The organism is Wolbachia endosymbiont of Frankliniella intonsa (assembly GCF_029856955.1).
Taxonomy (GTDB): Bacteria; Pseudomonadota; Alphaproteobacteria; order Rickettsiales; family Anaplasmataceae; genus Wolbachia.
This window is the reverse complement of the sequence record NZ_CP097148.1, coordinates 479,042-500,061: the sequence shown is the minus strand read 5'-3', so window position 1 is coordinate 500,061 and position 21,020 is coordinate 479,042. Positions and strand designations below refer to the sequence as shown.

The window sequence follows — 21,020 nt, the reverse complement described above, 5'->3', positions numbered from 1 at the left end:
TATTTCGATAACATCTAGCTCAATTTAAAAGTTTAATACAATTCGTTAACGCCAAATAGCTTTTAATATTGAGGTTTTAATATGAGTATAGATCTAAGTGTATCAGTTACTAATGCAAACAAACTAGATAAATATATAAACAAAAACGAAAAACAAGATAAAAAAGACAAGCAATTGTATAATATTATAGAGAGAAAGGTAAAAAAAGAAAAACATCAGCATGAAAAACCAAGAAGTCGAGATGGAACACTCAAGGAATGTAAAAGGTTATTTAAGGAAGGCGCTAGTCCTGAAGTATTAACTAAATTAGAAGAATCTCTTAGAGAACAGGAAAAATATCACAGATATTATGTCCAATGTTTCCTTCCAGTGCTAGGTGAAGTAATAGAACGATCGAAAAGAATATCAAATGAAACAAAAAAACAAGTAATTTTTGAAGTCACTAAAAGTTGTTTTAGTAGGCACAGCGAACAAGACAGTGGCTACGGTAGCGATTTTGAAGATGAAATAAACGGAATATCAGATTCTGATAGCGATTTTGAAGATGGAATAAACGGAATATCGGATTCTGATAATGACGTTCAATTACTAAATGCAATCCAAAATGGAAACAACAGGAAATTTAGAAAATACCTAAAAGATTGCACAAATGTCAGTGGCATAACAGATGAAAAAGGGAATAATATTTTACACCTTATTGCATCGCTCAAAAAGAAACAAAAGCTTAAGTTTCTAGATACCTTGATAAAAATAGCTAACGAGAAAAATTTAGTACAACTTGTTGATAGTGAAAATCAAGAAGGAAAAACTCCTTTTCAGGTAGCACTAATTGACAAGATGACAAAAGAGAAACATGAGTCTAATACAGTTAGAAGTAGCGATAATACACTTAAGTTTCTTACAAAATTGCTAGAGTATGGAGCCAGCTCTGACAATTTAGGATTATCTACAAAAGAATTACAATACTTAAAAGAAGAGCAAAAGACATACTATTGTGATTTCTTAGAAAAATTAGCAAAGTCAGTAAAGAAACCCGAGTTAAAATCAGAAATAAGAACAAAAATTAAAGAAATTATACCACATACCATAAATACTCCAGATAGTAATGATAATTATCAACTACATTTAGCAATTAAAGATAAAGATGAAAAATCTTTTAAGGAATTATTGAAAAAAGGAGCAGATATCAACCTTAAAGATGCAAATGGCAATAATGCTTTACACCATATTGCCTTGCTGAGAGGGAAGCAAAAAGTTACATGCTTGAAATTAATATCAGCCTTAGTAAAAGAAAGAAAAATATCTGAAGATAAATTAGATGAAGCTATTAAAGCAACTAACAGGCAAGGCAATACACCTCTAGAATTAGCACTAAAGAAAAAAGCAGAAAAAAAAAGTATCGAATACCTATCGCAAGAAACAATTTTTGATTTAGCAACTAATTATGATAATACAACAAAGTTTTGTGCAGCATTATTACAAAACGGTGCTAACCCTGATTCTTTATGGTTAGAAGATCCAGAACTCCATACTAAAAAGTACTATTTAACTTTACGAGATCTAAAAGATTGTTCAAGCACTCCACAGAAAGCACAGGAGAAAGCTAAAGAACTAAAAGAGAAGCTTGAGGAAAAATACCACTGTGGAACTGCTTCGAAAAAATGTCAATCAGGCATTAAAAAGCTAGGTTCTGGTGTAAAAAAAGGAGCATCTGCTGTATGGAAATGCATTGATCCGGGCAGGAGAGCTAGTGTATTGTTAGCAATCACAGTAGCAACTACTATTATTACAATGGTAACACTTTCTTGCTTCCAAGGACAAATTGCAATTGGAGCAGCGTTACTCATCATAGCTATAACAGGAGTGGTGTGTCTGATATTCACTTTGGGACTTAGCGACATTAGGAAGTCTGTTAAGGAATTAACCAACGATAAGCAAAGCCGTAAAGATGATCACCTAGCTGCAAAACAACCTGAAAATATTACTGAACAACAAAATTTAGCTAACAACTCAGCAGAGCAAGAAGTACAAAGATCGTCAGATCAATCAGAGCATACAGAAAGTCCAGCTACTAAAATGAGCTATGTATCAATACTACGTCAATTTATAAATAAACCAGATGGGTTAACTAATAAATTCTCTTTTCCGGGGCGATGAAATCAATCTCATCGCTCAGAGTTTTTTTAGCAACTTTTTTATAGTCAATTTCTACACTGACTTGGCTTTTCTCTTCTTTAAGCCATGCCATAGTATGTTTCATCCAATTTTTATCATCACGCTCGGGAAAATCTTCACGAGCATGGGCACCTCTGCTTTCCTTACGATTAGCTGCGCATTCCATGGTAATAACTGCTTGTGGAATCATATTGGCAAGCTCCAGCGCTTCAACCAAATCACTATTCCATATCATACTGCGATCTTCAACTGCAATGTTAGGCATCATTTTTGCTACTTCTTTTATAGCTTTTTTACCTTCCTCTAAAACTTCAGCAACACGGAATACCGATGCATATTTCTGCATAGTGTGCTGCATTTCACTTCGTATTTTTGCTACTTTGAACTCTCCAGAAGCAAATCGCATTTTATTAAATCTATCTACTATCAAGTCTGTGCAGTCTGAATGCAATTTTTTATGTGGTGTATCAGGTTTCAATTTTTCTTTTGCTCTGAGCGCTGCAGCTCTACCAAAAACCACAAGATCAAGAAGCGAGTTAGAGCCAAGTCGATTTGCACCATGTACAGAAACACATGCCGCTTCTCCAATTGCAAACAATCCATCCACTACTTCTTCCTTACCTTCCTTCAGTGTTATCACTTCTCCATGATAGTTGGTTGGAATACCGCCCATGTTGTAGTGAACAGTTGGAATAACAGGTATCGGATCTTTAGTAACATCAACTCCTGCAAAGGTTTTTGCTGTTTCACTAATACCTGGCAATCTGAGTTTGATCACTTCCGGATCAAGATGCGATATATTCAAGTACATGTGATCTTTCTTTGGCCCAACTCCCCTTCCCTCTCTAATTTCAATTGTCATTGCTCGACTTACTACATCACGAGAAGCCAAATCTTTTGCCTTTGGCGCATAACGTTCCATAAACTTCTCACCCTGAGAATTAACGAGGTACCCACCTTCACCGCGGCATCCTTCCGTCATCAAGCACCCTGAGCCATATATTCCTGTTGGATGAAATTGCACAAATTCCATATCTTCAAGTGGCAACCCAGCTCTCACCACCATGCCATTACCATCACCTGTGCAGGTGTGTGCACTTGTTGCAGAGAAATAAATACGTCCATAACCACCTGTTGCTATTACCACAGAATGTGCACGAAATCTATGCAACGTACCATCACACAGCGACCAAGCTATCACCCCACAGCATGTCCCTTTGTCCATAATCAAATCGATTACAAAATATTCGACAAAAAATTCAGCGTTAAATTTAAGACATTGCTGATATAGAGTATGAAGAATTGCATGCCCAGTTTTATCTGCTGCTGCACAAGTACGCTGAGCCGATTTTCCTTTACCAAAGTGAGTTGTCATTCCACCAAAGGCACGCTGATATATTTTTCCATCTTCCGTACGAGAAAAGGGTACACCAAAATTTTCAAGTTCAATCACAGCTTTTGCAGCATTTTTACACATATACTCTATTGCATCTTGATCGCCAAGCCAGTCTGAACCTTTTATTGTGTCATACGCATGCCAGCGCCAATCATCTTCAGCAATGTTGCTCAAGGCTGCACTAATTCCGCCTTGTGCTGCAACTGTATGACTTCGTGTAGGGAAAATTTTAGAAATGCAAGCAACTGAAAAATTAGTTGCAGCCATTCCAAGTGTTGCTCTAAGCCCTGCTCCACCTGCACCCACTATCACCACATCATACTCATGCTCTATGATTTGATACGCTGACTTATCCATATCCACTTATTTTATCATCACATGCTTATAATATCACAGAAGTAGAAAAAATCTATACAAGTTTTCTGGATGTAAGGTTCTGAAACAAATCTATAGTAAACGATGTAATAACAACCATAGGGTGTTATGAAAGTAGCTGACATTGGAATGACACTAACATAAAGGAATAAGTGTAGTTACTTGCATAACATTGATGACTTATGCCTATTTAATTAGATCTAAAATTAGATAGAAAAAGGTAATCTTGATAAAACTCATTTACAACAAGTTCTCTCGCACTTGAATTTTCCGTTTGCACTTTTTTGTATCCTAATTTATGGCTTATTGAATCTTTATATGAACTAACTGCTTTATATATCTTACTTACCTCTCCTGGAAAGATACCACCAACAATTATAACGCATAACCCTGCAACTGTTGCAAAAGCTAGAGTTAAACTTTGCCTCCAGCTAGCTTTTTTTTCTTGTATACCATCAGGGCACAATTCACTTGACATTTCTTTTAGATACTCATGCCACATGTGATTGCAGTTTGTACATTTCACTTTTCTTCCAGATTCACCTATTTGCCCACGAGACACTAAGTAAGTTTTAGTACAATTATTACATTGTATTTTCATAGTGTTACGTATAAAATAATATAAATTTGATATCAATATGTATATAATAAATGAAAAATTTGCAACTAAAAAATTACAAGATGAGATAGAAAATATTTGGAAAGATAAAGAAAAACTTAACGACTATAATCTAAAACACGAAGCAAGATTAATAATCAAAGAGGTAATTGAGTTACTTGACAGTGGTAAAATTAGAGTAGCAGAAAAGCTATCAAGTGGAGAATGGATAGTACATAAGTGGATAAAGCAGTCAATATTATTACATTTTCTCACTGAGGAAAGCAAAATAATAGACAATACCAATTGCTGGTTTGACAAAATTGGTAGCAAGTTTAGTGAATGGAATGAGGAAAAATTTTACCAGTCAAAAATTAGAGCAGTCCCTGGATGTTTTGTCCGCCAATCTGCTTACATAGGTAAAAATGTTGTTCTAATGCCAAGCTTTATCAACGTTGGTGCATACATTGATTCTGGCACAATGATAGACACTTGGTCAACAGTTGGTAGTTGTGCACAAATAGGAAAAAACTGTCATATTTCCGGTGGAGTGGGAATAGGAGGAGTTCTTGAGCCTATTCAAGCTTCTCCAGTCATTATAGAGGATAATTGCTTTATTGGAGCGCGCAGTGAGGTAGCCGAAGGTGTCATAATAAGAGAAGGATCAGTCCTTAGTATGGGGGTGTTTATTGGAGCATCAACAAAAATTATTGACAGAGAAACAAGCAAGATATTTTATGGTGAAGTACCACCTTACTCTGTAGTTGTATCAGGATCTACTCCACCTAAAAACAACATTTCAACCTATTGCGCAGTTATAGTAAAAAAAGTGGACGAGAAGACGAGATCAAAAACTTCTATAAATGAAATATTGAGAATCTAACTACTTACCGTCACTTTTTTTATCATTATTACTAACTATAGTAATGGCATATGCGCATAATTCTGGAAAAGAGATCCCGTTTTCTTGAGACAGCTTGTATAATTTTTGCAAACTTTCTTTAACTTTATTAGGAATGTTTCCTCCACGCTCCTTTGCAAGCCATGAACCTTGATGGTGAATTGGATGAGTATCACCCTTTGGATTTCCTATATATACTGCAAAAGGTGCATTCTGTCCTTTGAAATCACACTGTACAGTAAATTTTTTTATAGACTCAGCCATTTAAAGACTTCTACTTTTCTTTTTAACCGATTTTATAGAAGATACAAGAGGTGGTTTTTTGATAAAATCTTGCCTATTAAACACACTTTCTTTGCCTTCTAAAGCTCGACGAACATCGGCTCTGCTTAGCTGTGACTCTTTTGCTACCCTCATTCCATGCTTTACCATAATATTAGTATATGCTAACACTTTTTTTACTAACTCTAGATCACCATTCAACATTTGAACCAATGCTTGAAATACCTCCGCTAAAGTTAATCCATCAGCACTTACAACCTTATTTTCTACAAAATTGATAGCTTCTTTAAATTTATATTCAATACCATCATCTTGAGGTATAAGGGTAAGATAATCCGTATCTTGATTGTCCATAACCAAAGCAATACTACTCATATGTTTTTAAACTTATATTATATATATAAATACTCCACTATTTTATAGTATGGCACGCTATAGTTAAATGTTTATTAATAATATGCTCACTTATATACACGAATTAATTGATAAAAGCCAAGGATCAATATCTATCAGCGATTTCATAAGTGCTGCTCTATATCATAAAGAGTACGGTTATTACATGAATAAATTACCACTTGGCAAAGATGGTGACTTCATTACTGCACCTGAAATTAGTCAGCTATTTGGTGAAACAATTGCAGTGTGGATAATGAATACATGGGAAAAATTAGGAAAGCCATCAAAATTTTCTCTAGTTGAACTTGGACCAGGTAAAGGAACACTCATTCACGATATAATAAGAGTTACTAAAAAATACAGCTGTTTTTTTAGCTCAATGAACATTCACCTAGTTGAAATAAGTCCTCTTTTACAGAAAATACAAAAGGGGAAATTAAAGGGATTAGATATTAATTGGCACACAAATGTCAACAACTTACCAAATCAGCCAACTATTTTTTTTGCAAATGAGTTCTTTGATGCTCTTCCAATTGATCAGTTTGTTTATCGTGATGGGCAGTGGTATGAAAATAGAGTGATGAAACAGGATGGCGGTCAGTGTTTGACACTCAAATCCATAAGAAAAGGATCATGTGTTCCAGCATCATCTATTCAGATAACAAATGGAAAACTTTTTAATGGTGCGGTAGTAGAAGTATGCTTAACTGGAATTGAAATATTAAGAAAACTTGAGAAGAAGATAGTCAATAATGGAGGAGCTGCTTTGATCATAGATTATGGCTATATATATCCTTCATACAAGAGCACTTTGCAATCGATAAGGCAGCATCAGTATGCTAATTTTCTTGAAAATATTGGTAACAGTGATATTACTGCACTTGTAAACTTTCAAGCGTTAAAAGATTCATTAAAATACTTAAATTGTGAGATTTTAACTCAAAGAGAATTTTTATATTTGTTTGGTATAAAGGAAAGAGCGCAAGCTTTAATGGAAAATGCAAGTAATGAACAGAAGAATAAGATCTTCAGTGAATTTTTAAGGTTAACTGAAAATATGGGTACTCTCTTTAAGGTAATGCTGATTCACCATTTGTAGTCTTGTGTAGTTCTTATGTTAAACATACAAATACTAAAAAATTTACAGAATAAAAAAGGTACAAGAAACGTATCTGTTCAGCAGAGTAGCAAAATAAGATAGACAGATAAGACTATCATAGGAACAAATAGGTGTCATGAAAGTAGCTGACACTGGCATCCAGCCTTTTCGCGCAAAAAACGTTGTAAAGTGTTTACCAACTTAGTTGGATCCCAGCTGAAATGACACTTGGTTATGCAAGAAATCTATTGTCAAAAAAAATTACTTCCGCATATTTTGAATCTGATTATAATGACAATTAGAGATATTTTAAGAGCTCAAAATCTATCTTTGTCTGCAGACTTTCAGTTAACTTTTCAATAAAAAACGTAGCGTATCTTTTTCAGCGTTCTGTCATATGTGCGCTGCATTTTTTTCTAATCTTTTTATACAGGAGGATTTTATGTCCAGAATTCCAGATACTTGACCTTTATACCAAAATCCATTACTGACGGAACAAATAAGAAACATTACAAACTCGTTTAATAGTAGTACTGGAAATATTGACAATAAAATTACACAAAACATCTTCAAGTAAACCTATGGTATCGTAGATACTATTGCGTAAAGTATTGTATTTGATATATTGCCACAACCTTTCAACAGGATTCAGTTCCGGTGAATAAGGAGGCAAGTATATGATGGTAATGTTTTCCTGAATTTTCAAACTTTTTGATCTATGCCAACTTGCACAATCCATTACAAGAAAGGCTTCTTTCGTGCCTAAATCTTTCGACATCTGCTCCAGAAATATATTCATACAATCAGTGTTTACATATGGAGCAAGTAGGCTAATTTTCTTACCACTTCTTGGATTTACCGCACTTTAGATATAGAAATTTTGTCTACCAATTTTCATTTTAACCTGCGTTCTGACCCTTTTTAAACCATCCGTGTCCAATTTTAGAATGGGTCTCAATTGGTGGTTCATCAAAAAGAACACCTCCCTTTTAGGGTGGAAATTGACTATTTTATTGAAGTATCTTTTAAACTCTTCTTGCTTGTTTTTATCTTGTTTATGGTGCATTGGCCTCGGTGTTATGTAAGAAAATTTCATCCTTTGTATCTCACGGTGCACTGTTGATTTGCTGATGTTTAGGGCAAATTCCTCTGAGATTTTTATTTGTACTTCCTTAATAGTAATATTTGGATTTCTTTCTACCCATATTTCAATTTGCTCACGTTGATTTTTGTTTAATTTGCTTTTTCTTCTCCGCTGAAACGGGGCAAATAATTTTTCTACTCTACCAAATTTTAGATGCTTTATCCATTCAGTCAAAGCAGTCCTTGAAATTTTACATATTCTTGCCACAGCGCTTATACTACTTTCTTTTCCTGCTATCACCGCTTGTAACTTTTTTGAAACATATGCGTTATTTCTTACCTTTTTTAACATTTCTTTCGCTAAATTTACAACTCTTTCGTCTAATAGTTTTGACCTTAATGCCATTTATACCTCGCTATTTCACTTACTCTAGTATGACTTTTTCCCCATTATTCTCTATCTGTTCTTTCTATAGCGGGAATTGGTATTACCACTCTCACCAGATACATGTGAGACTATTGTTTGTGCTTTATGACTACTATCTTTTTTAATTAAGTATGGTACTATAGTATTTTCTAAAATGAATGGATAAATTTCCATTATGCTATTACCAACCAAAAGTTGTAAGTCTGTACATTTATACATTAGAGGTCTGAGGCGGCTTTTGATGGTATGCCAACAGTGTTCTATGGGATTCAAATCTGGTGAATATGTTGGAAGATACAGCACATGAAAGCCAAAAGACTCTATTAATGATTTTGTTTTAGTGGTCTTATGAAATGTAGCATTATCCATAACTATGGTTGTGCCAAGTGGCAATTTAGGTAATAACATCTTCTCCAACAATATATTGAATACCTCTTTTTCACACCCACCTTTGAAAGTCATTGGTGCAATAAATCTCATTCCAATCCACCCGGCTACTATACTGATTCTCTCTCGAGTTCTCCCTGGAATATCTGCATAAATTTTCTTTCCTCTTGGAGCACGTCCATATTCTCGGTATAACTTATTATCAACTCCTGCTTCATCTATATATAAGATGCTGGAATGTTCTATTTTTGAGATTTTATCAATAAATTGCTGCCTATCTTCTTGATTGCGCTCTTGATATAGTGTGACGTTTTTAAAGTAATTTTTAGCTGTTTTAGTCTATACCAAATTGAATTTATTCCAAATCCAAGATTTTGTTTCATCTCTGCCAGAGTATGATCTGGATTCTTTGTAACATATTCTTCGAGTATTTTTGGGTCTATTTTTCGAATAAAGCTACCGTTTTTAGATGGCTTTAAGCTTTCACCATCAGCTTTCTTTTTTAACCAGCGGTACAGAGTTGCTATTCCTATCTCCATGAGCTCTGCTATCTCAACCTTTGTCTTCCCTTTTTCTATCATCAATACTGCCTTTTCCCTTAAATCCACACTATATGCCATTATAACTCAAATACTTTGTTATACCTTTATCATTTGCTTTGGGAAATACTATAGCTGCTCGTTTGACCTAACCCCATAAGCTATGTTATACCTGGCACGTGCACGAGAACAATTAATATTGCGCTGCTCACAACCATTATGAGTTGTTACAACGTCAGTCGAAAATTCCGGTCCTCCAGTAGAGCCATAAGATATATTTTCTGGAAATCTAATTTCTGTGAATGACATATTTCCTCCTGTAAAAATAAAGTTGAGTTGATATAGATGAAGTAGGAAAGATCTTAAACTTTTGAGATTGCCTTATCAATAAGGCTGTGTATTTCTAGTCCCACTCCTTCTAGAAAAGCATGGGCAATATTTTCCTTTGGCTCACTTTTGAGTTCATGAATGTCGTTATGACTTTGCATTAACTGATATACACAAACACATGCAATGGCTAAAGCAACTCCAGCAAGACATGCTAAAGGAATTGGTTGAGTAAAAACAGTAGCTATAGCAGATGCTGTGAATGCTATAGCTGTTATTACAGCAGCTATGCTATAAATAGCTTCTCTTCTGTAACTATTGATTAATTTCTTTTGTATTTCCTCTTGTTGTGTTTTTTGCTCGTGTGGATGAGAAATAGTATAGCTCTTTTCATAATGGTCCAAACGGTTTAAAATAAGAGTTTATAGTAGTGAAGGTAAGTATGCCAGCAGCATATAGTTATGATTTAAGAAAAAAAGCAATGGAGGTACTAGACGAAGGGGAAAGCAGAGAAACGGTAGCAGCAAGATTTAAAATTGGAAGAACTACATTATGGGAGTGGCAGCAAAGAAAAAAAAGAAACAGGAGATTTTCAGTCGAAAAAACTTGGAAATGGAGGTTATAATCATAAAATTACCGACTGGAATAAATTTACTGAATTTGCCAAAAAACATGGTGGAAAAACTCTATCGGAAATGGCTAAGCTTTGGAGTAATGTTAGTATCCCAACGATTCATCTAGCTCTTAAAAAAATTGGACTCACACGCAAAAAAGACATATGGATACAAAGAAAGGAATGAAGAAAAACGTGCTGAATTTTTGAAAATTATAGCAACGAAAGAACCTCAAAACTTAGTATATATAGATGAATCTGGTATTGATAATACCGAAGACTATCCCTATGGATATTCTCAGAAAGGACAGCGATTTTATGCCCTAAAATCTGGAAAGAAAACTCAACGAATTAGCATGATTGCAGCTCTAAATAGTAGAAAAATAGTTGTTCCGTTAACATTTGAGGGCCATTGTAATATGGATATCTTTAATAAATGGTTTGAGCAGTTTTTGACACCGATTTTGGAACCTGGACAAACTGTTATCCTTGATAATGCTACTTTTCATAAGTCTAATAAGATTACTGAACTTGCTAAAGAAGTTGGTGCTGAAATTTTGTATCTTCCTACGTATTCCCCAGATTTCAATAAAATTGAGCATCATTGGTTTGCTATAAAAAATAGAGCTAGGAAAAACATCCCTCTATTCACATCTTTTCGTCATGCTGTTGATTCTGCTTTTCTATGAACTTTCCGGACTATTATGAAAAGAGCTATAATTACTGTATCCGTATGAATTGGCTCACTAGCGCTGGTATTAATTCTCTCTTTTTGTGTTTTTTGTTCTTTATGATCTTGCGCAATTGCTGCTTTGCTAGTTCTGATATTATATTGTTCTTTTTGCTCTGATTGATTAGAGGAAGGAACCCTTTTACCTATTTCAAGAATTTCTTCACTGGAATTTTTTTTCATATCCTTAGAAGTTTCACTCAAGATCTTTGCTGTATTTTCACAAATTTTATTGTGTGTTTTTTCTAACATTGCTTCATGATTTTGTGAATTTGTTTCATCAATACTTCTATCAGCAGCTCTTTCTTTGAGTGGTTTCTGCTCTGATTGATTAGAAATAGGAGTGCTTTTATTCGAAAAAATCGGCTCACTAGTGCTGCTTTTTTGTCGTACTGGTTGCTCAGAAGCAGAAGCTTCTGTAACCTCACCAAAGATTTCTTCATTAGAAACTGATTGATTTTCTGTTATATCAGAAGGGATTTTGCTAAGAAGTGGCACAAAATGCCTCATGTAATTCACTACTCCTACAGTTTTTTTGCTACTATCTATCTCTAGTTGATTGAGATTTATATCTTGTATAAAAACTTCTGGATCATCATCATGTCCTGTAATTTTAGTTACCGTAACTTTTTGACTATCTTCCTCTATTGAATAAATATAAAGTTCCACTTTGTACTTGTCGCATATCATTCTCCCTTCAATCTCTGGACGACCCCATATAGCTAGAGAATTAGTTTCTGTAGACATATTTTTAATGTTGTTTAGATATTTAGAAAAAGACTTGGAATTATCTGGCTTAATAGTAACTTTTTCTCCTTTTTCTTTTCCATCTTCGCTTATTTCTTCTTCTTTATCTTTACTTGTTTCATATTCGTTATAGTCTTCTAGTAACAAATCATTATCTGTGCCATATCTACTTTTCAAAATCTCTAAAATCTTCCCTTCTCTATCTTCACGATATTCCTCTAGTAACCAGCTGAAAAACTCCTCTTCTGTATATTTGGTTATTATTTCTTCACCTTTACACCAGTCTGTTTGTGCAGATATGCCTTTTTCATCTTCGATATTACTTTGCTATCCAAATTTCCTTCACCTACAAAATATCCTCCTTCTTCAGCATCTCCTGTTATTTTTTTATAAACCCACGAATTTGCATTTGCTCTAGCATAATTTTCACAATCTTCTCTTAATGATTTTGCGGTAAAACGATGAACAGGTTTTATATTTAGCTCATTCAATCCTTGAGCCAAGGAGTCAAAAAAGCAATCTCCTTCTGATATAGAAGCTCCTATTTTTAGCTTTTCAGGATAAGCTTTCTTTAGATCAGTCAATGAATTACTTTTTTTTTTGTTTTTTGTGCATTAAATTTTTTAAATAGTTTTTCTAGCCTTTGATAATAAAAAGAGTCTAGATTCTTAAATAAAATTTTACTTAAATTTGTGCTTTTTTCGGCTTGCCGAAAAAGAGCAATTGGTTTTCTGTTGAAATTTTTCATGTTATAACTCCAAAATAATGATTGTATTTTAATAGATTAATCAGCCTAGGAAGGCTAATTACTTAAGTTCGTGCTATGTTGTAAGCAAACATCACCTATTCTTCTTGAACTAATATGTAGCATATACATATTGTTACTTAGTATATCTTAACTATACTTAAACTCTCTTATGCTGTCAAGCAGGAAGTTTATTAATCTTTTAACTCATTCACTTTTTTGCGTAATATATTCAAATCAGTTTTTCCTACAAAAAGACTATCTCCTATTATCAAAAAAGGTGTACCTCCTACTCCCAAATCCCTTACTAAAAGTTTGCTGTTGTTTATCATTTGCTCAATTTTGTCTGCATTATTTTTCATAGAGTTATTAAAATCGCTCTCGTTAACCCCTATATTTTTCACTATACCTAATATAGTTTTGTCTGAAAATTCTCCTCTGTGATCTAGTGCAGCATAGTGAAAATCTAAGTACTTTTCTTTATCGATAAAATAAGTTGCTAAAGCACCTTTTGCTGCCTTTAAAGAATTGTTACCAAGTATTGGAGCATCCCTAAAGATATACTTAATTTTGCCATCATTGATCAATTGTTTTGCATCTTTCTTTATAGCTTTGCAATATCCACAAGAATAGTCAAAAAAACCTACAGCTATGATATTGCTATTTTCATTTCCTGAGTAAGGATAAGTGGAGTCGAATATTTCATTTTTATGCTGAGAAATTTTATTTTTGGTTGCATTAGCATAACTATTTTTAGCTGACTCTTCCTGGAGAGCTTTTAGAACTCTATCAAAATTTTTACTGATGTAATTATCCAATCTCTCACCTATATAATCATCATTTAAGTTCTGACTGCGGTGTGAAAGCCAATTGTTTATTACTGGTAAACTTGCTACTGCAAGTATAAAAATCAATAAAAATGGTATTTTAGACATACACTTACTTAAAGAATACAAATATTAAAGAAATGCTCAATGTTAAAACATTTTTATCAAGAAATGCAAACTTTATATATGTTATATCAGAGAATCTGGTGATATTAAGTAACGAAAACTTGTGTATAATAAGGCATTTGAGATTTAAGCAATCCTTGCCGCCACGTATAACAATTGTAACCGCGGCGGTAAAAAAGTTGATTATTTTATAACCGCCGCATATAATGCTGACAAACACGGCGGTAAATTATATGAGCGAACCGATAATTGGTAGAGAGAAAGAAATAGCCATTCTAGAAAATAAGCTTCTTTCTCAATCTGCTGAGTTTATTCCTGTTTACACTGTGAACAAAATTCCATGGATTTAATGGTTCAATAAGTGTAGGTACATAATGAAATTTTTAAAAACTCTCTTTAACTTAGCATTACTAGTATTTTTCATGTCTACTATAGCTGAAGCAAGGTGGAGCAAGTACGAAGATGCTTCTGTTGAGGTTAAGTTTTCTAATGTTAACATTAATGTTAATAGAGATGGTACCTACGAAACGGAAGTAGAACTTCAAGCAAAAATACTCAAAGAATCTGGACGTGATAGATTATCTCTATATAGTCTTATTTACAATGATGATAGTGCAGATCTTACTGTTTTAGAGGCTAAAACAGCTTATAACGGAGAGGAATATATAGTCACTGAAGACATGATAGAGGATAAACCGCTAGCTAGTCCTAGTAAAGGCTTCGATCAGTTAAGGCAAGTAACTATATCGTTTCCTAAAATAGAAATTGGTACAGAAGTATATTTAAGGTATAAACAAGTTAACAAAAAGGTTCCTGTTGATAATTTTTATGGCTTGAGCTTTTCTTATCATGGGGATTATTTACAAGCAGAAAATACTAAAATCAATTCTGAATTACCCCTGGAGATTAAAGTTAATGATCCAAGAGAAGTATTAGAAATCGCTGAGGAAAAAAATGATGATATACACTCTATAAGCATTGCTTTAAAGAAAGCAGTTTATGAAAACACAACAAATGAACCACATAATGGAATATTGAACATAAAACACAACACTTGGGTATCACTTTCAAGCTTATCTGAATGGGAGGATTTAGCTAAAAAATTAGCTCCTGGATATCATAGCGTCATCAATCAGCCGCTTCCTGCAACTTTTGAAGCTATAGCAGAATTTGCTGCCAATGAGAGTACCGATGAGGAGAAAATTAATGCAGTTACTTCTTTATTGAATGAAAAAGTTCAGTACATGGGAGACTGGCGTACAGTGTCAGGAAAATTTTTTCCGAGAGATTTGGAGAAAATTGCTGATTCTCAAGTTGGGGATTGCAAAGACTTTTCTGCTAGCACGGCTGCTATTCTGCAAAAACTTGGTTATAAAGTTCAACCTATTTTAGTTATGAGAGGAACTACTAGTATTTCCAATCCTGAAGCATTACCTAATATGGGTAATTTTAATCATGTGATGCTCAAAGTAACAAATAGAGGTGGGAAGATATATTGCATCGATCCAACTAATACCGTCAGTATGGCACAGGGTGTTTTTCCAGACATTGCTGATAGGAACGCTCTAGTACTGGATTCTGAGGAAGCAGATTACATAAAGATTCCTGCTGTACAAGGTGAAAATTCAAAAGTGATATCCCATAGTGAATTAACTATAGAAGATAACGTTGTAAATGAATATGGCCAGCTTACCGTGCAAGGGGAAGCAGCCTTGGGCTTAACAGGTGTTGGATTATATTATTCAGATGAGCAATTAAGAGATTATGTTTTTCGTATGATTAGTGGAGTATATCTTGATGAAGAAGAAAAGAAGTTCTTAGAATTGCCTGACCTTACCTTGCGTAATGTAGAGGATCTTACAATAAAATATGAGTTCCAGCAAAAAAATAAGATTTTCAAGACAAATCTAGGGCCGGCTTTGAATTTAGGAGATAATTGGCTTAATGATGTTGTCAATACAGCTTCTGACCAAGTGTCAGACCTTTTTATTGGTGTTCCTAAAACTAAGGAAAGCCATATGATAATAAAAGATATCAAAATTAAAAACTGTGAAAATTTGAATTTTGAAATAGATTCTCCTTGGTTATATGTAAATAGGTTCTGTAAATATAAAAATGATGGAACCGAATTTAGCAATTTAATAACCATAAAGAAAAGCTTTATTACCAATGAAGAATTAAAGACTGCTGAATATAAAAACTTAAAAAGCGAATTGGAGAATAATTTTTCTAGAGCCTCTATAATAATAAGTGAATGAGTTGTGCTGGGAAAAGCACTTCTTAAAAGGCTTAAAATTTTTAAAATATGTACAATAACTTACGCGACTTCATCAGAGCATTAGAAGAAAAAAAAGATCTAATTAGAATTAAAAAAGAAGTTTCAACTATTCTTGAAATGACAGAAATTCATCGTAGGGTTTTGTCAAACAAGGGACCAGCTATCATCTTTGAAAATGTTGTCACAGAAAATGGCAAAAATTCAATTCCCGTTTTAGTGAATTTATTTGGTACTATTGAGAGAATTGCATTCGGACTTGGTATAAATTCTGATGAATTAAGGGATCTGGGTAAACTTCTAGCATTTTTGCGATCACCCGAGCCGCCAAAAACCTTCAAAGATGCTGTGAAAATGTTTCCTCTACTAAAAGTTGTATTGTCGATGCGGAGCAAAGTTGTGAGCAAAGCCCCATGTCAAGAGCTGGTGCTAACTGGGGATAAGGTGGATCTTAGTTTGCTACCTATTCAGACATGCTGGCCAAACGAGCCTGCACCGCTTATCACTTGGCCACTTGTGGTAACAAAAGGACCAACAGCAGACAAGCAAGATAATTTCAATCTTGGAATATATCGTATGCAGGTTGTGAATAAAAAAACGACTCTCATGCGCTGGCTTGCACATCGTGGTGGTGCAGGTCACCATAAACGGTGGAAGGAGAGGGGGCAAAATATGAAGTTTCCTGCGGCTGCTGTGATTGGTAGCGATCCTGCAACGATTATTGCTGCGGTAACTCCGGTGCCGGAGACTTTATCAGAATACCAATTTGCCGGGCTGCTGCGAAAAAAAACACTTGAGCTTGTAAATTGTAAAACTATTCCTCTTCAGGTTCCAGCTCATGCAGAAATTGTTTTGGAAGGATATGTAAGTTTGGATAATTACCAAGATGAAGGTCCATATGGAGACCATACCGGTTACTATAATGCTGTTGAACAGTTTCCTGAGTTTAACATCACTGCAATTACAATGCGCAAAGATCCAATTTATCTCAGCACTTTTACTGGCAAACCACCTGATGAACCATCAATTCTTGGTGAAGCACTCAACGAAATCTTTGTGCCGATTATCATCAATCAGTTTCCGGAAATAGTAGATTTTTATCTGCCCCCAGAAGGTTGTTCATATAGAATAGCGGTAGTGTCGATAAAAAAGGCTTATCCAGGGCATGCAAAAAGAATTGTTATGGGCACACTATCTTTTCTCAAACAGTTCTTATACACGAAATTTATTATAGTTGTTGATTATGATATAAATATACGTGATTGGAAGGAAGTAATGTGGGCAGTTTCAACAAGAATGGACCCTGTACGTGATACAATCATGATAGAGAATGCTCCAATTGATTATTTAGACTTCGCTTCTCCTGAAAGTGGTCTCGGAGGTAAAATAGGGTTTGATGCAACAAACAAACTTCCACCTGAAACCAAACGAGAATGGGGAAGAAAAATTGAAATGAGCGAGGAAATAATAAAGAAAGTTACAGAGAAGTGGAAGGAATATCGGTTGACAGATGATTAAACTATGATGTAGACTACCGCCGTGTATTTAGGTGTGGTTTGTGAGGCTTTTATATCTTTTATTTTTGTCGGCATGTTTTTCTCTTTATTACTATGTGGGTCCTACATTCTCGCCTTGCCCAAAAGCAACAGTTTGCTTCTCACCTGAACAAGACTGTGCTGTACCGATAATCAGCGAGATAGACCAATCTAAAGAATCTATCTTAGTTCAAGAATATACATTTACTCTTGGAACAGTTGCAAAATCTTTGATTAACGCCAAAGAGCGTGGTGTTGATGTTAAAGTCATTTTAGATAAATCACAACTCCATTCAAAATATAGTGTCATAAGCGAATTGTTTTCAAATGGAATACCGATTTGGATCGATAATAAGCCAAAAATTGCTCATAATAAGGTAATAATTGTTGATAATCAAAAAGTCATCACAGGATCGTTTAACCTCAGTAAGACAGCTGAAAAGGGAAACGCTGAAAATTTATTAATTATTGAAAATTATCCTGAATTAGTCCAGCAGTATGTGAAGAACTGGGAAATACGAATGTCACAATCCTATCAATATGCTCCCTAGATACTTGATATCAAAAAAAGTCTTTTTATTGATAGATGTAATTTCTTGTGAGATAATAAATTAAAAGGTTTTAAGGGGTAGGTAATGGATTACATAAATGATGCTGCTGATAGTTACGCTGCCATTCATGATTTTTTTCAAAATAATGGTGTTGGAGATTACAAAGTTCAATGCAATTATGGTGGTGTACCGTATGCTACTGACGAATATGTACATTCTGGAGACAAATTTTGGAGCAATAATTTTATAGACTAACATTTTGGAAGGGAAATAAAAATGTATCCTCAAAGTGAGCTTTTAGCTAAAGAGTATGCTGGGAATACACTACCGGTTTCAATATCACTAAACGAGGATCTAATAAAAATAAAAGAATGTCAGAAAAAAACTAAATTTGTAGAACTAGAAGGTGAATCAGGTGATATATAGTATTTCCCAAAGCAAATGATAAAGGTATAACAAAGTATTTGAGTTATAATGGCATATAGTGTGGATTTAAGGGAAAAGGCAGTATTGATGATAGAAAAAGGGAAGACAAAGGTTGAGATAGCAGAGCTCATGGAGATAGGAATAGCAACTCTGTACCGCTGGTTAAAAAAGAAAGCTGATGGTGAAAGCTTAAAGCCATCTAAAAACGGTAGCTTTATTCGAAAAATAGACCCAAAAATACTCGAAGAATATGTTACAAAGAATCCAGATCATACTCTGGCAGAGATGAAACAAAATCTTGGATTTGGAATAAATTCAATTTGGTATAGACTAAAACAGCTAAAAATTACTTTAAAAAAGTCACACTATATCAAGAGCGCAATCAAGAAGATAGGCAGCAATTTATTGATAAAATCTCAAAAATAGAACATTCCAGCATCTTATATATAGATGAAGCAGGAGTTGATAATAAGTTATACCGAGAATATGGACGTGCTCCAAGAGGAAAGAAAATTTATGCAGATATTCCAGGGAGAACTCGAGAGAGAATCAGTATAGTAGCCGGGTGGATTGGAATGAGATTTATTGCACCAATGACTTTCAAAGGTGGGTGTGAAAAAGAGGTATTCAATATATTGTTGGAGAAGATGTTATTACCTAAATTGCCACTTGGCACAACCATAGTTATGGATAATGCTACATTTCATAAGACCACTAAAACAAAATCATTAATAGAGTCTTTTGGCTTTCATGTGCTGTATCTTCCAACATATTCACCAGATTTGAATCCCATAGAACACTGTTGGCATACCATCAAAAGCCGCCTCAGACCTCTAATGTATAAATGTACAGACTTACAACTTTTGGTTGGTAATACCATAATGGAAATTTATCCATTCATTTTAGAAAATACTATAGCTTCTCAATCAGGAATATTCTGGTGGAAAATGAATATCTACTTAGTAATGAATTTGGTCAGTAGCTACTAAGTTTTTCTTATAGCTATACAACGAAGGTTTGCTGGTCTTACATTTATTCTCTGCAAGACAAAAAATTCACATAATTGTACATAGTATGGAATAAATAAACTTCCACTATATTTTTCTATTAAATTTACCTTTTCTCTATTGAACAGATTTCGTGTTAAATCTTAAGTTCAACGCACCTAAATATATAAGGATTCCCAGCAAAATCATAGGTATAGAAAGAAATTGTCCCATAGTTAAATTGAACCATAAATAGCCAATTTGATAGTCTGGCTCGCGGAAAAATTCAACCATAAAACGTGCTACTCCATACAACATAACTGCAACTCCAGTTGTTGCACCATAATACAATCTCATTTTGTTCAAGAAAAATAGTGAATTTACAACTACGAAAAGTAGCGCTCCTTCAAAAAATGCCTCATAAAGTTGGCTTGGATGGCGCAATAAATTATCACCACTTTCTGGAAATACCATACCCCATTGCATAGTTGTAACTCTGCCAAATAACTCTCCATTTATAAAATTACCTATGCGACCTAGGAACAAACCTATCGGAACTCCACAAGAAATTAGATCCAGTGTGTAAAATATAGGAATGTTATGTCTTCTACAGGAGATTATTACTGCAAGCAAAACTCCTATAGCACCACCATGAAATGACATTCCTCCTTCCCAGGTCTTTAATATCTCAATAGGGCTGCTTATATAAAAAACTGGATCATATATCAACACGTAGCCAAGCCTGCCCCCAAGAATAACGCCTATAATAGTAGTTGTTAATAACGAATCGTAAAAATTCTTAGTAAATATTTTTTGATTGTCTAGCTTATGTAAATACCAATATGCAAAAACTATACCAAAAACATATGCTAAAGAATACCAATATATAGAAACAGGACCGATGCTAAAAATAATTGGACTTAAAGACATATTTTACTACAAATTATTCTTAGACAATCTACTTTTCTCACGGTCCCACTCTCTCTGCTTTATGGTTGCTCTCTTATCGTAGAGTTTTTTTCCTTTAACAATAGCAATTTTAGTTTTTGCCAACCCTTTATCATTAAAATAGATAGAAAGTGGCACAACAGTTATTCCAGAGGTTTTGATTTGACCAATCAGCTTATTTATCTCTTTTTTATGCAAAAGCAATTTACGTTCTCTTTTCGGCTTGTGATTCTTTTGGTTCGCAGCTTTATACTCTGCAATATGCATATTGTTTAGCCATATTTCACCTTTTTTTTCAGTAACGTAAGCATCAGAAATATTTGCTTTTCTCTCCCTTAGTGATTTCACTTCACTACTTAAGAGGATCATACCTGCTTCAAATTCTTCTAAGATAAAGTATTCAAACCTTGCTTTTCTATTTTCTGCAATAACTTCCATATCTAAAGATATCTTTAAGCTTCAATATATTACAGAACTTTTGGTTTAATTCATAACAAAACAATTATCTCAGTAAATACAAGTGTGA

General features: G+C 34.1%; 22 protein-coding genes and 4 pseudogenes. 11 read left to right on the top strand and 15 right to left on the bottom strand.

The window, feature by feature from the left end; translation table 11 throughout:
* Positions 1-81: 81 nt before the first annotated feature.
* On the top strand, positions 82-2,157 hold the full coding sequence (locus M3L71_RS02800; protein ID WP_280143924.1) for an ankyrin repeat domain-containing protein: 2,076 nt from the start codon (positions 82-84) through the stop codon (positions 2,155-2,157).
* Here the strand turns inward: M3L71_RS02800 and sdhA are convergent.
* From sdhA to M3L71_RS02785, 3 genes and pseudogenes are all read right to left on the bottom strand, one after another.
* Complete coding sequence (gene sdhA / locus M3L71_RS02795) at positions 2,129-3,928, bottom strand: succinate dehydrogenase flavoprotein subunit (RefSeq protein ID WP_280144111.1); 1,800 nt, start codon at positions 3,926-3,928, stop codon at positions 2,129-2,131. The genes M3L71_RS02800 and sdhA overlap by 29 nt on opposite strands.
* Before the next feature lie 208 nt (positions 3,929-4,136).
* Positions 4,137-4,424, bottom strand: a complete 288-nt coding sequence (locus tag M3L71_RS02790; RefSeq protein WP_280144198.1) for a hypothetical protein — start codon at positions 4,422-4,424, stop codon at positions 4,137-4,139.
* A gap of 66 nt (positions 4,425-4,490) precedes the next feature.
* Positions 4,491-4,547: pseudogene (locus M3L71_RS02785) on the bottom strand (zinc-ribbon domain-containing protein); the annotation flags it as partial.
* Between the two features lie 37 nt (positions 4,548-4,584).
* On the opposite strand from M3L71_RS02785, the gene dapD reads away from it, so the two are divergent.
* Positions 4,585-5,427, top strand: coding sequence for a 2,3,4,5-tetrahydropyridine-2,6-dicarboxylate N-succinyltransferase (gene dapD / locus M3L71_RS02780; RefSeq protein ID WP_264684957.1), 843 nt, complete (start codon positions 4,585-4,587; stop codon positions 5,425-5,427).
* Here the strand turns inward: dapD and M3L71_RS02775 are convergent, their stop codons facing one another.
* Together M3L71_RS02775 and M3L71_RS02770 are read right to left on the bottom strand one after the other, a co-directional pair.
* Positions 5,428-5,709: a DUF2610 domain-containing protein gene (locus M3L71_RS02775; protein WP_280143923.1), complete on the bottom strand. Its 282-nt coding sequence runs from the start codon at positions 5,707-5,709 to the stop codon at positions 5,428-5,430. It abuts the gene before it with no gap.
* A complete protein-coding gene (locus M3L71_RS02770; RefSeq protein ID WP_280143922.1) occupies positions 5,710-6,102 on the bottom strand; it encodes a hypothetical protein in 393 nt (130 codons plus the stop codon). It abuts the gene before it with no gap.
* Positions 6,103-6,184: 82 nt separating this feature from the next.
* On the opposite strand from M3L71_RS02770, the gene M3L71_RS02765 reads away from it, so the two are divergent.
* Positions 6,185-7,222 (top strand): class I SAM-dependent methyltransferase, encoded by a 1,038-nt coding sequence (locus M3L71_RS02765; protein ID WP_280144110.1) that lies wholly within the window; start codon positions 6,185-6,187, stop codon positions 7,220-7,222.
* 484 nt (positions 7,223-7,706) lie between these two features.
* Here the strand turns inward: M3L71_RS02765 and M3L71_RS02760 are convergent.
* The 5 genes and pseudogenes from M3L71_RS02760 to M3L71_RS02740 all read right to left on the bottom strand — a co-directional run bounded on the left by M3L71_RS02760 (position 7,707) and on the right by M3L71_RS02740 (position 10,389).
* Positions 7,707-8,711 (bottom strand): annotated as a pseudogene (locus tag M3L71_RS02760) (IS630 family transposase).
* 51 nt (positions 8,712-8,762) lie between these two features.
* Positions 8,763-9,365 carry an IS630 family transposase gene (locus M3L71_RS02755; protein ID WP_280144109.1) on the bottom strand — a complete coding sequence of 201 codons (603 nt, stop codon included), beginning with the start codon at positions 9,363-9,365 and terminating at the stop codon, positions 8,763-8,765.
* Positions 9,362-9,739, bottom strand: a complete 378-nt coding sequence (locus tag M3L71_RS02750) for an IS630 transposase-related protein (RefSeq protein ID WP_280143921.1) — start codon at positions 9,737-9,739, stop codon at positions 9,362-9,364. Before M3L71_RS02750 ends, M3L71_RS02755 begins: the two co-directional genes overlap by 4 nt.
* A 51-nt stretch (positions 9,740-9,790) precedes the next feature.
* Positions 9,791-9,967: pseudogene (locus tag M3L71_RS02745) on the bottom strand (DUF2460 domain-containing protein); the annotation flags it as partial.
* 53 nt (positions 9,968-10,020) lie between these two features.
* On the bottom strand, positions 10,021-10,389 hold the full coding sequence (locus M3L71_RS02740) for a hypothetical protein (RefSeq protein WP_280143920.1): 369 nt from the start codon (positions 10,387-10,389) through the stop codon (positions 10,021-10,023).
* A 38-nt stretch (positions 10,390-10,427) separates the two neighbouring features.
* Here M3L71_RS02740 and M3L71_RS02735 point away from each other — a divergent pair.
* Positions 10,428-11,287 (top strand): annotated as a pseudogene (locus tag M3L71_RS02735) (IS630 family transposase).
* Here M3L71_RS02735 and M3L71_RS02730 read toward each other — a convergent pair.
* The 3 genes from M3L71_RS02730 to M3L71_RS02720 form a co-directional block, all read right to left on the bottom strand.
* Positions 11,260-12,252 carry an OTU domain-containing protein gene (locus M3L71_RS02730; protein ID WP_280143919.1) on the bottom strand — a complete coding sequence of 331 codons (993 nt, stop codon included), beginning with the start codon at positions 12,250-12,252 and terminating at the stop codon, positions 11,260-11,262. The pseudogene M3L71_RS02735 and the gene M3L71_RS02730 sit on opposite strands and share 28 nt — an antisense overlap.
* An 83-nt stretch (positions 12,253-12,335) precedes the next feature.
* On the bottom strand, positions 12,336-12,659 hold the full coding sequence (locus M3L71_RS02725; RefSeq protein ID WP_280143918.1) for an OTU domain-containing protein: 324 nt from the start codon (positions 12,657-12,659) through the stop codon (positions 12,336-12,338).
* Positions 12,660-13,014: 355 nt separating this feature from the next.
* Entirely contained in the window at positions 13,015-13,755 is a 741-nt protein-coding gene (locus M3L71_RS02720) for a DsbA family protein (RefSeq protein ID WP_280143917.1), read from the bottom strand.
* 392 nt (positions 13,756-14,147) lie between these two features.
* Between M3L71_RS02720 and M3L71_RS02715 the strand changes: the two genes are divergently transcribed.
* From M3L71_RS02715 to M3L71_RS02685, 7 genes are all read left to right on the top strand, one after another.
* Positions 14,148-16,031 carry a DUF3857 domain-containing protein gene (locus M3L71_RS02715; RefSeq protein ID WP_280143916.1) on the top strand — a complete coding sequence of 628 codons (1,884 nt, stop codon included), beginning with the start codon at positions 14,148-14,150 and terminating at the stop codon, positions 16,029-16,031.
* A gap of 47 nt (positions 16,032-16,078) precedes the next feature.
* Positions 16,079-17,566 carry a UbiD family decarboxylase gene (locus M3L71_RS02710; protein ID WP_280143915.1) on the top strand — a complete coding sequence of 496 codons (1,488 nt, stop codon included), beginning with the start codon at positions 16,079-16,081 and terminating at the stop codon, positions 17,564-17,566.
* Positions 17,567-17,606: 40 nt separating this feature from the next.
* Complete coding sequence (locus tag M3L71_RS02705; RefSeq protein WP_264374948.1) at positions 17,607-18,134, top strand: phospholipase D family nuclease; 528 nt, start codon at positions 17,607-17,609, stop codon at positions 18,132-18,134.
* 84 nt (positions 18,135-18,218) lie between these two features.
* Positions 18,219-18,389 carry a hypothetical protein gene (locus tag M3L71_RS02700; protein ID WP_280143914.1) on the top strand — a complete coding sequence of 57 codons (171 nt, stop codon included), beginning with the start codon at positions 18,219-18,221 and terminating at the stop codon, positions 18,387-18,389.
* A 21-nt stretch (positions 18,390-18,410) separates the two neighbouring features.
* Positions 18,411-18,560, top strand: a complete 150-nt coding sequence (locus tag M3L71_RS02695) for a hypothetical protein (RefSeq protein ID WP_280143913.1) — start codon at positions 18,411-18,413, stop codon at positions 18,558-18,560.
* Between the two features lie 48 nt (positions 18,561-18,608).
* Complete coding sequence (locus tag M3L71_RS02690) at positions 18,609-18,986, top strand: IS630 transposase-related protein (RefSeq protein ID WP_280143223.1); 378 nt, start codon at positions 18,609-18,611, stop codon at positions 18,984-18,986.
* Positions 18,965-19,549: an IS630 family transposase gene (locus tag M3L71_RS02685; protein WP_349292728.1), complete on the top strand. Its 585-nt coding sequence runs from the start codon at positions 18,965-18,967 to the stop codon at positions 19,547-19,549. Before M3L71_RS02690 ends, M3L71_RS02685 begins: the two co-directional genes overlap by 22 nt.
* 135 nt (positions 19,550-19,684) lie before the next feature.
* On the opposite strand, the gene lgt is transcribed toward M3L71_RS02685, so the two are convergent.
* The gene (gene lgt / locus M3L71_RS02680; RefSeq protein ID WP_280143912.1) at positions 19,685-20,476 is read right to left on the bottom strand and encodes a prolipoprotein diacylglyceryl transferase; all 792 of its coding nucleotides are present in this window, start codon (positions 20,474-20,476) and stop codon (positions 19,685-19,687) included.
* A gap of 6 nt (positions 20,477-20,482) precedes the next feature.
* A complete protein-coding gene (smpB, locus tag M3L71_RS02675) occupies positions 20,483-20,932 on the bottom strand; it encodes an SsrA-binding protein SmpB (protein ID WP_015587785.1) in 450 nt (149 codons plus the stop codon).
* Positions 20,933-21,020: the final 88 nt, after the last annotated feature.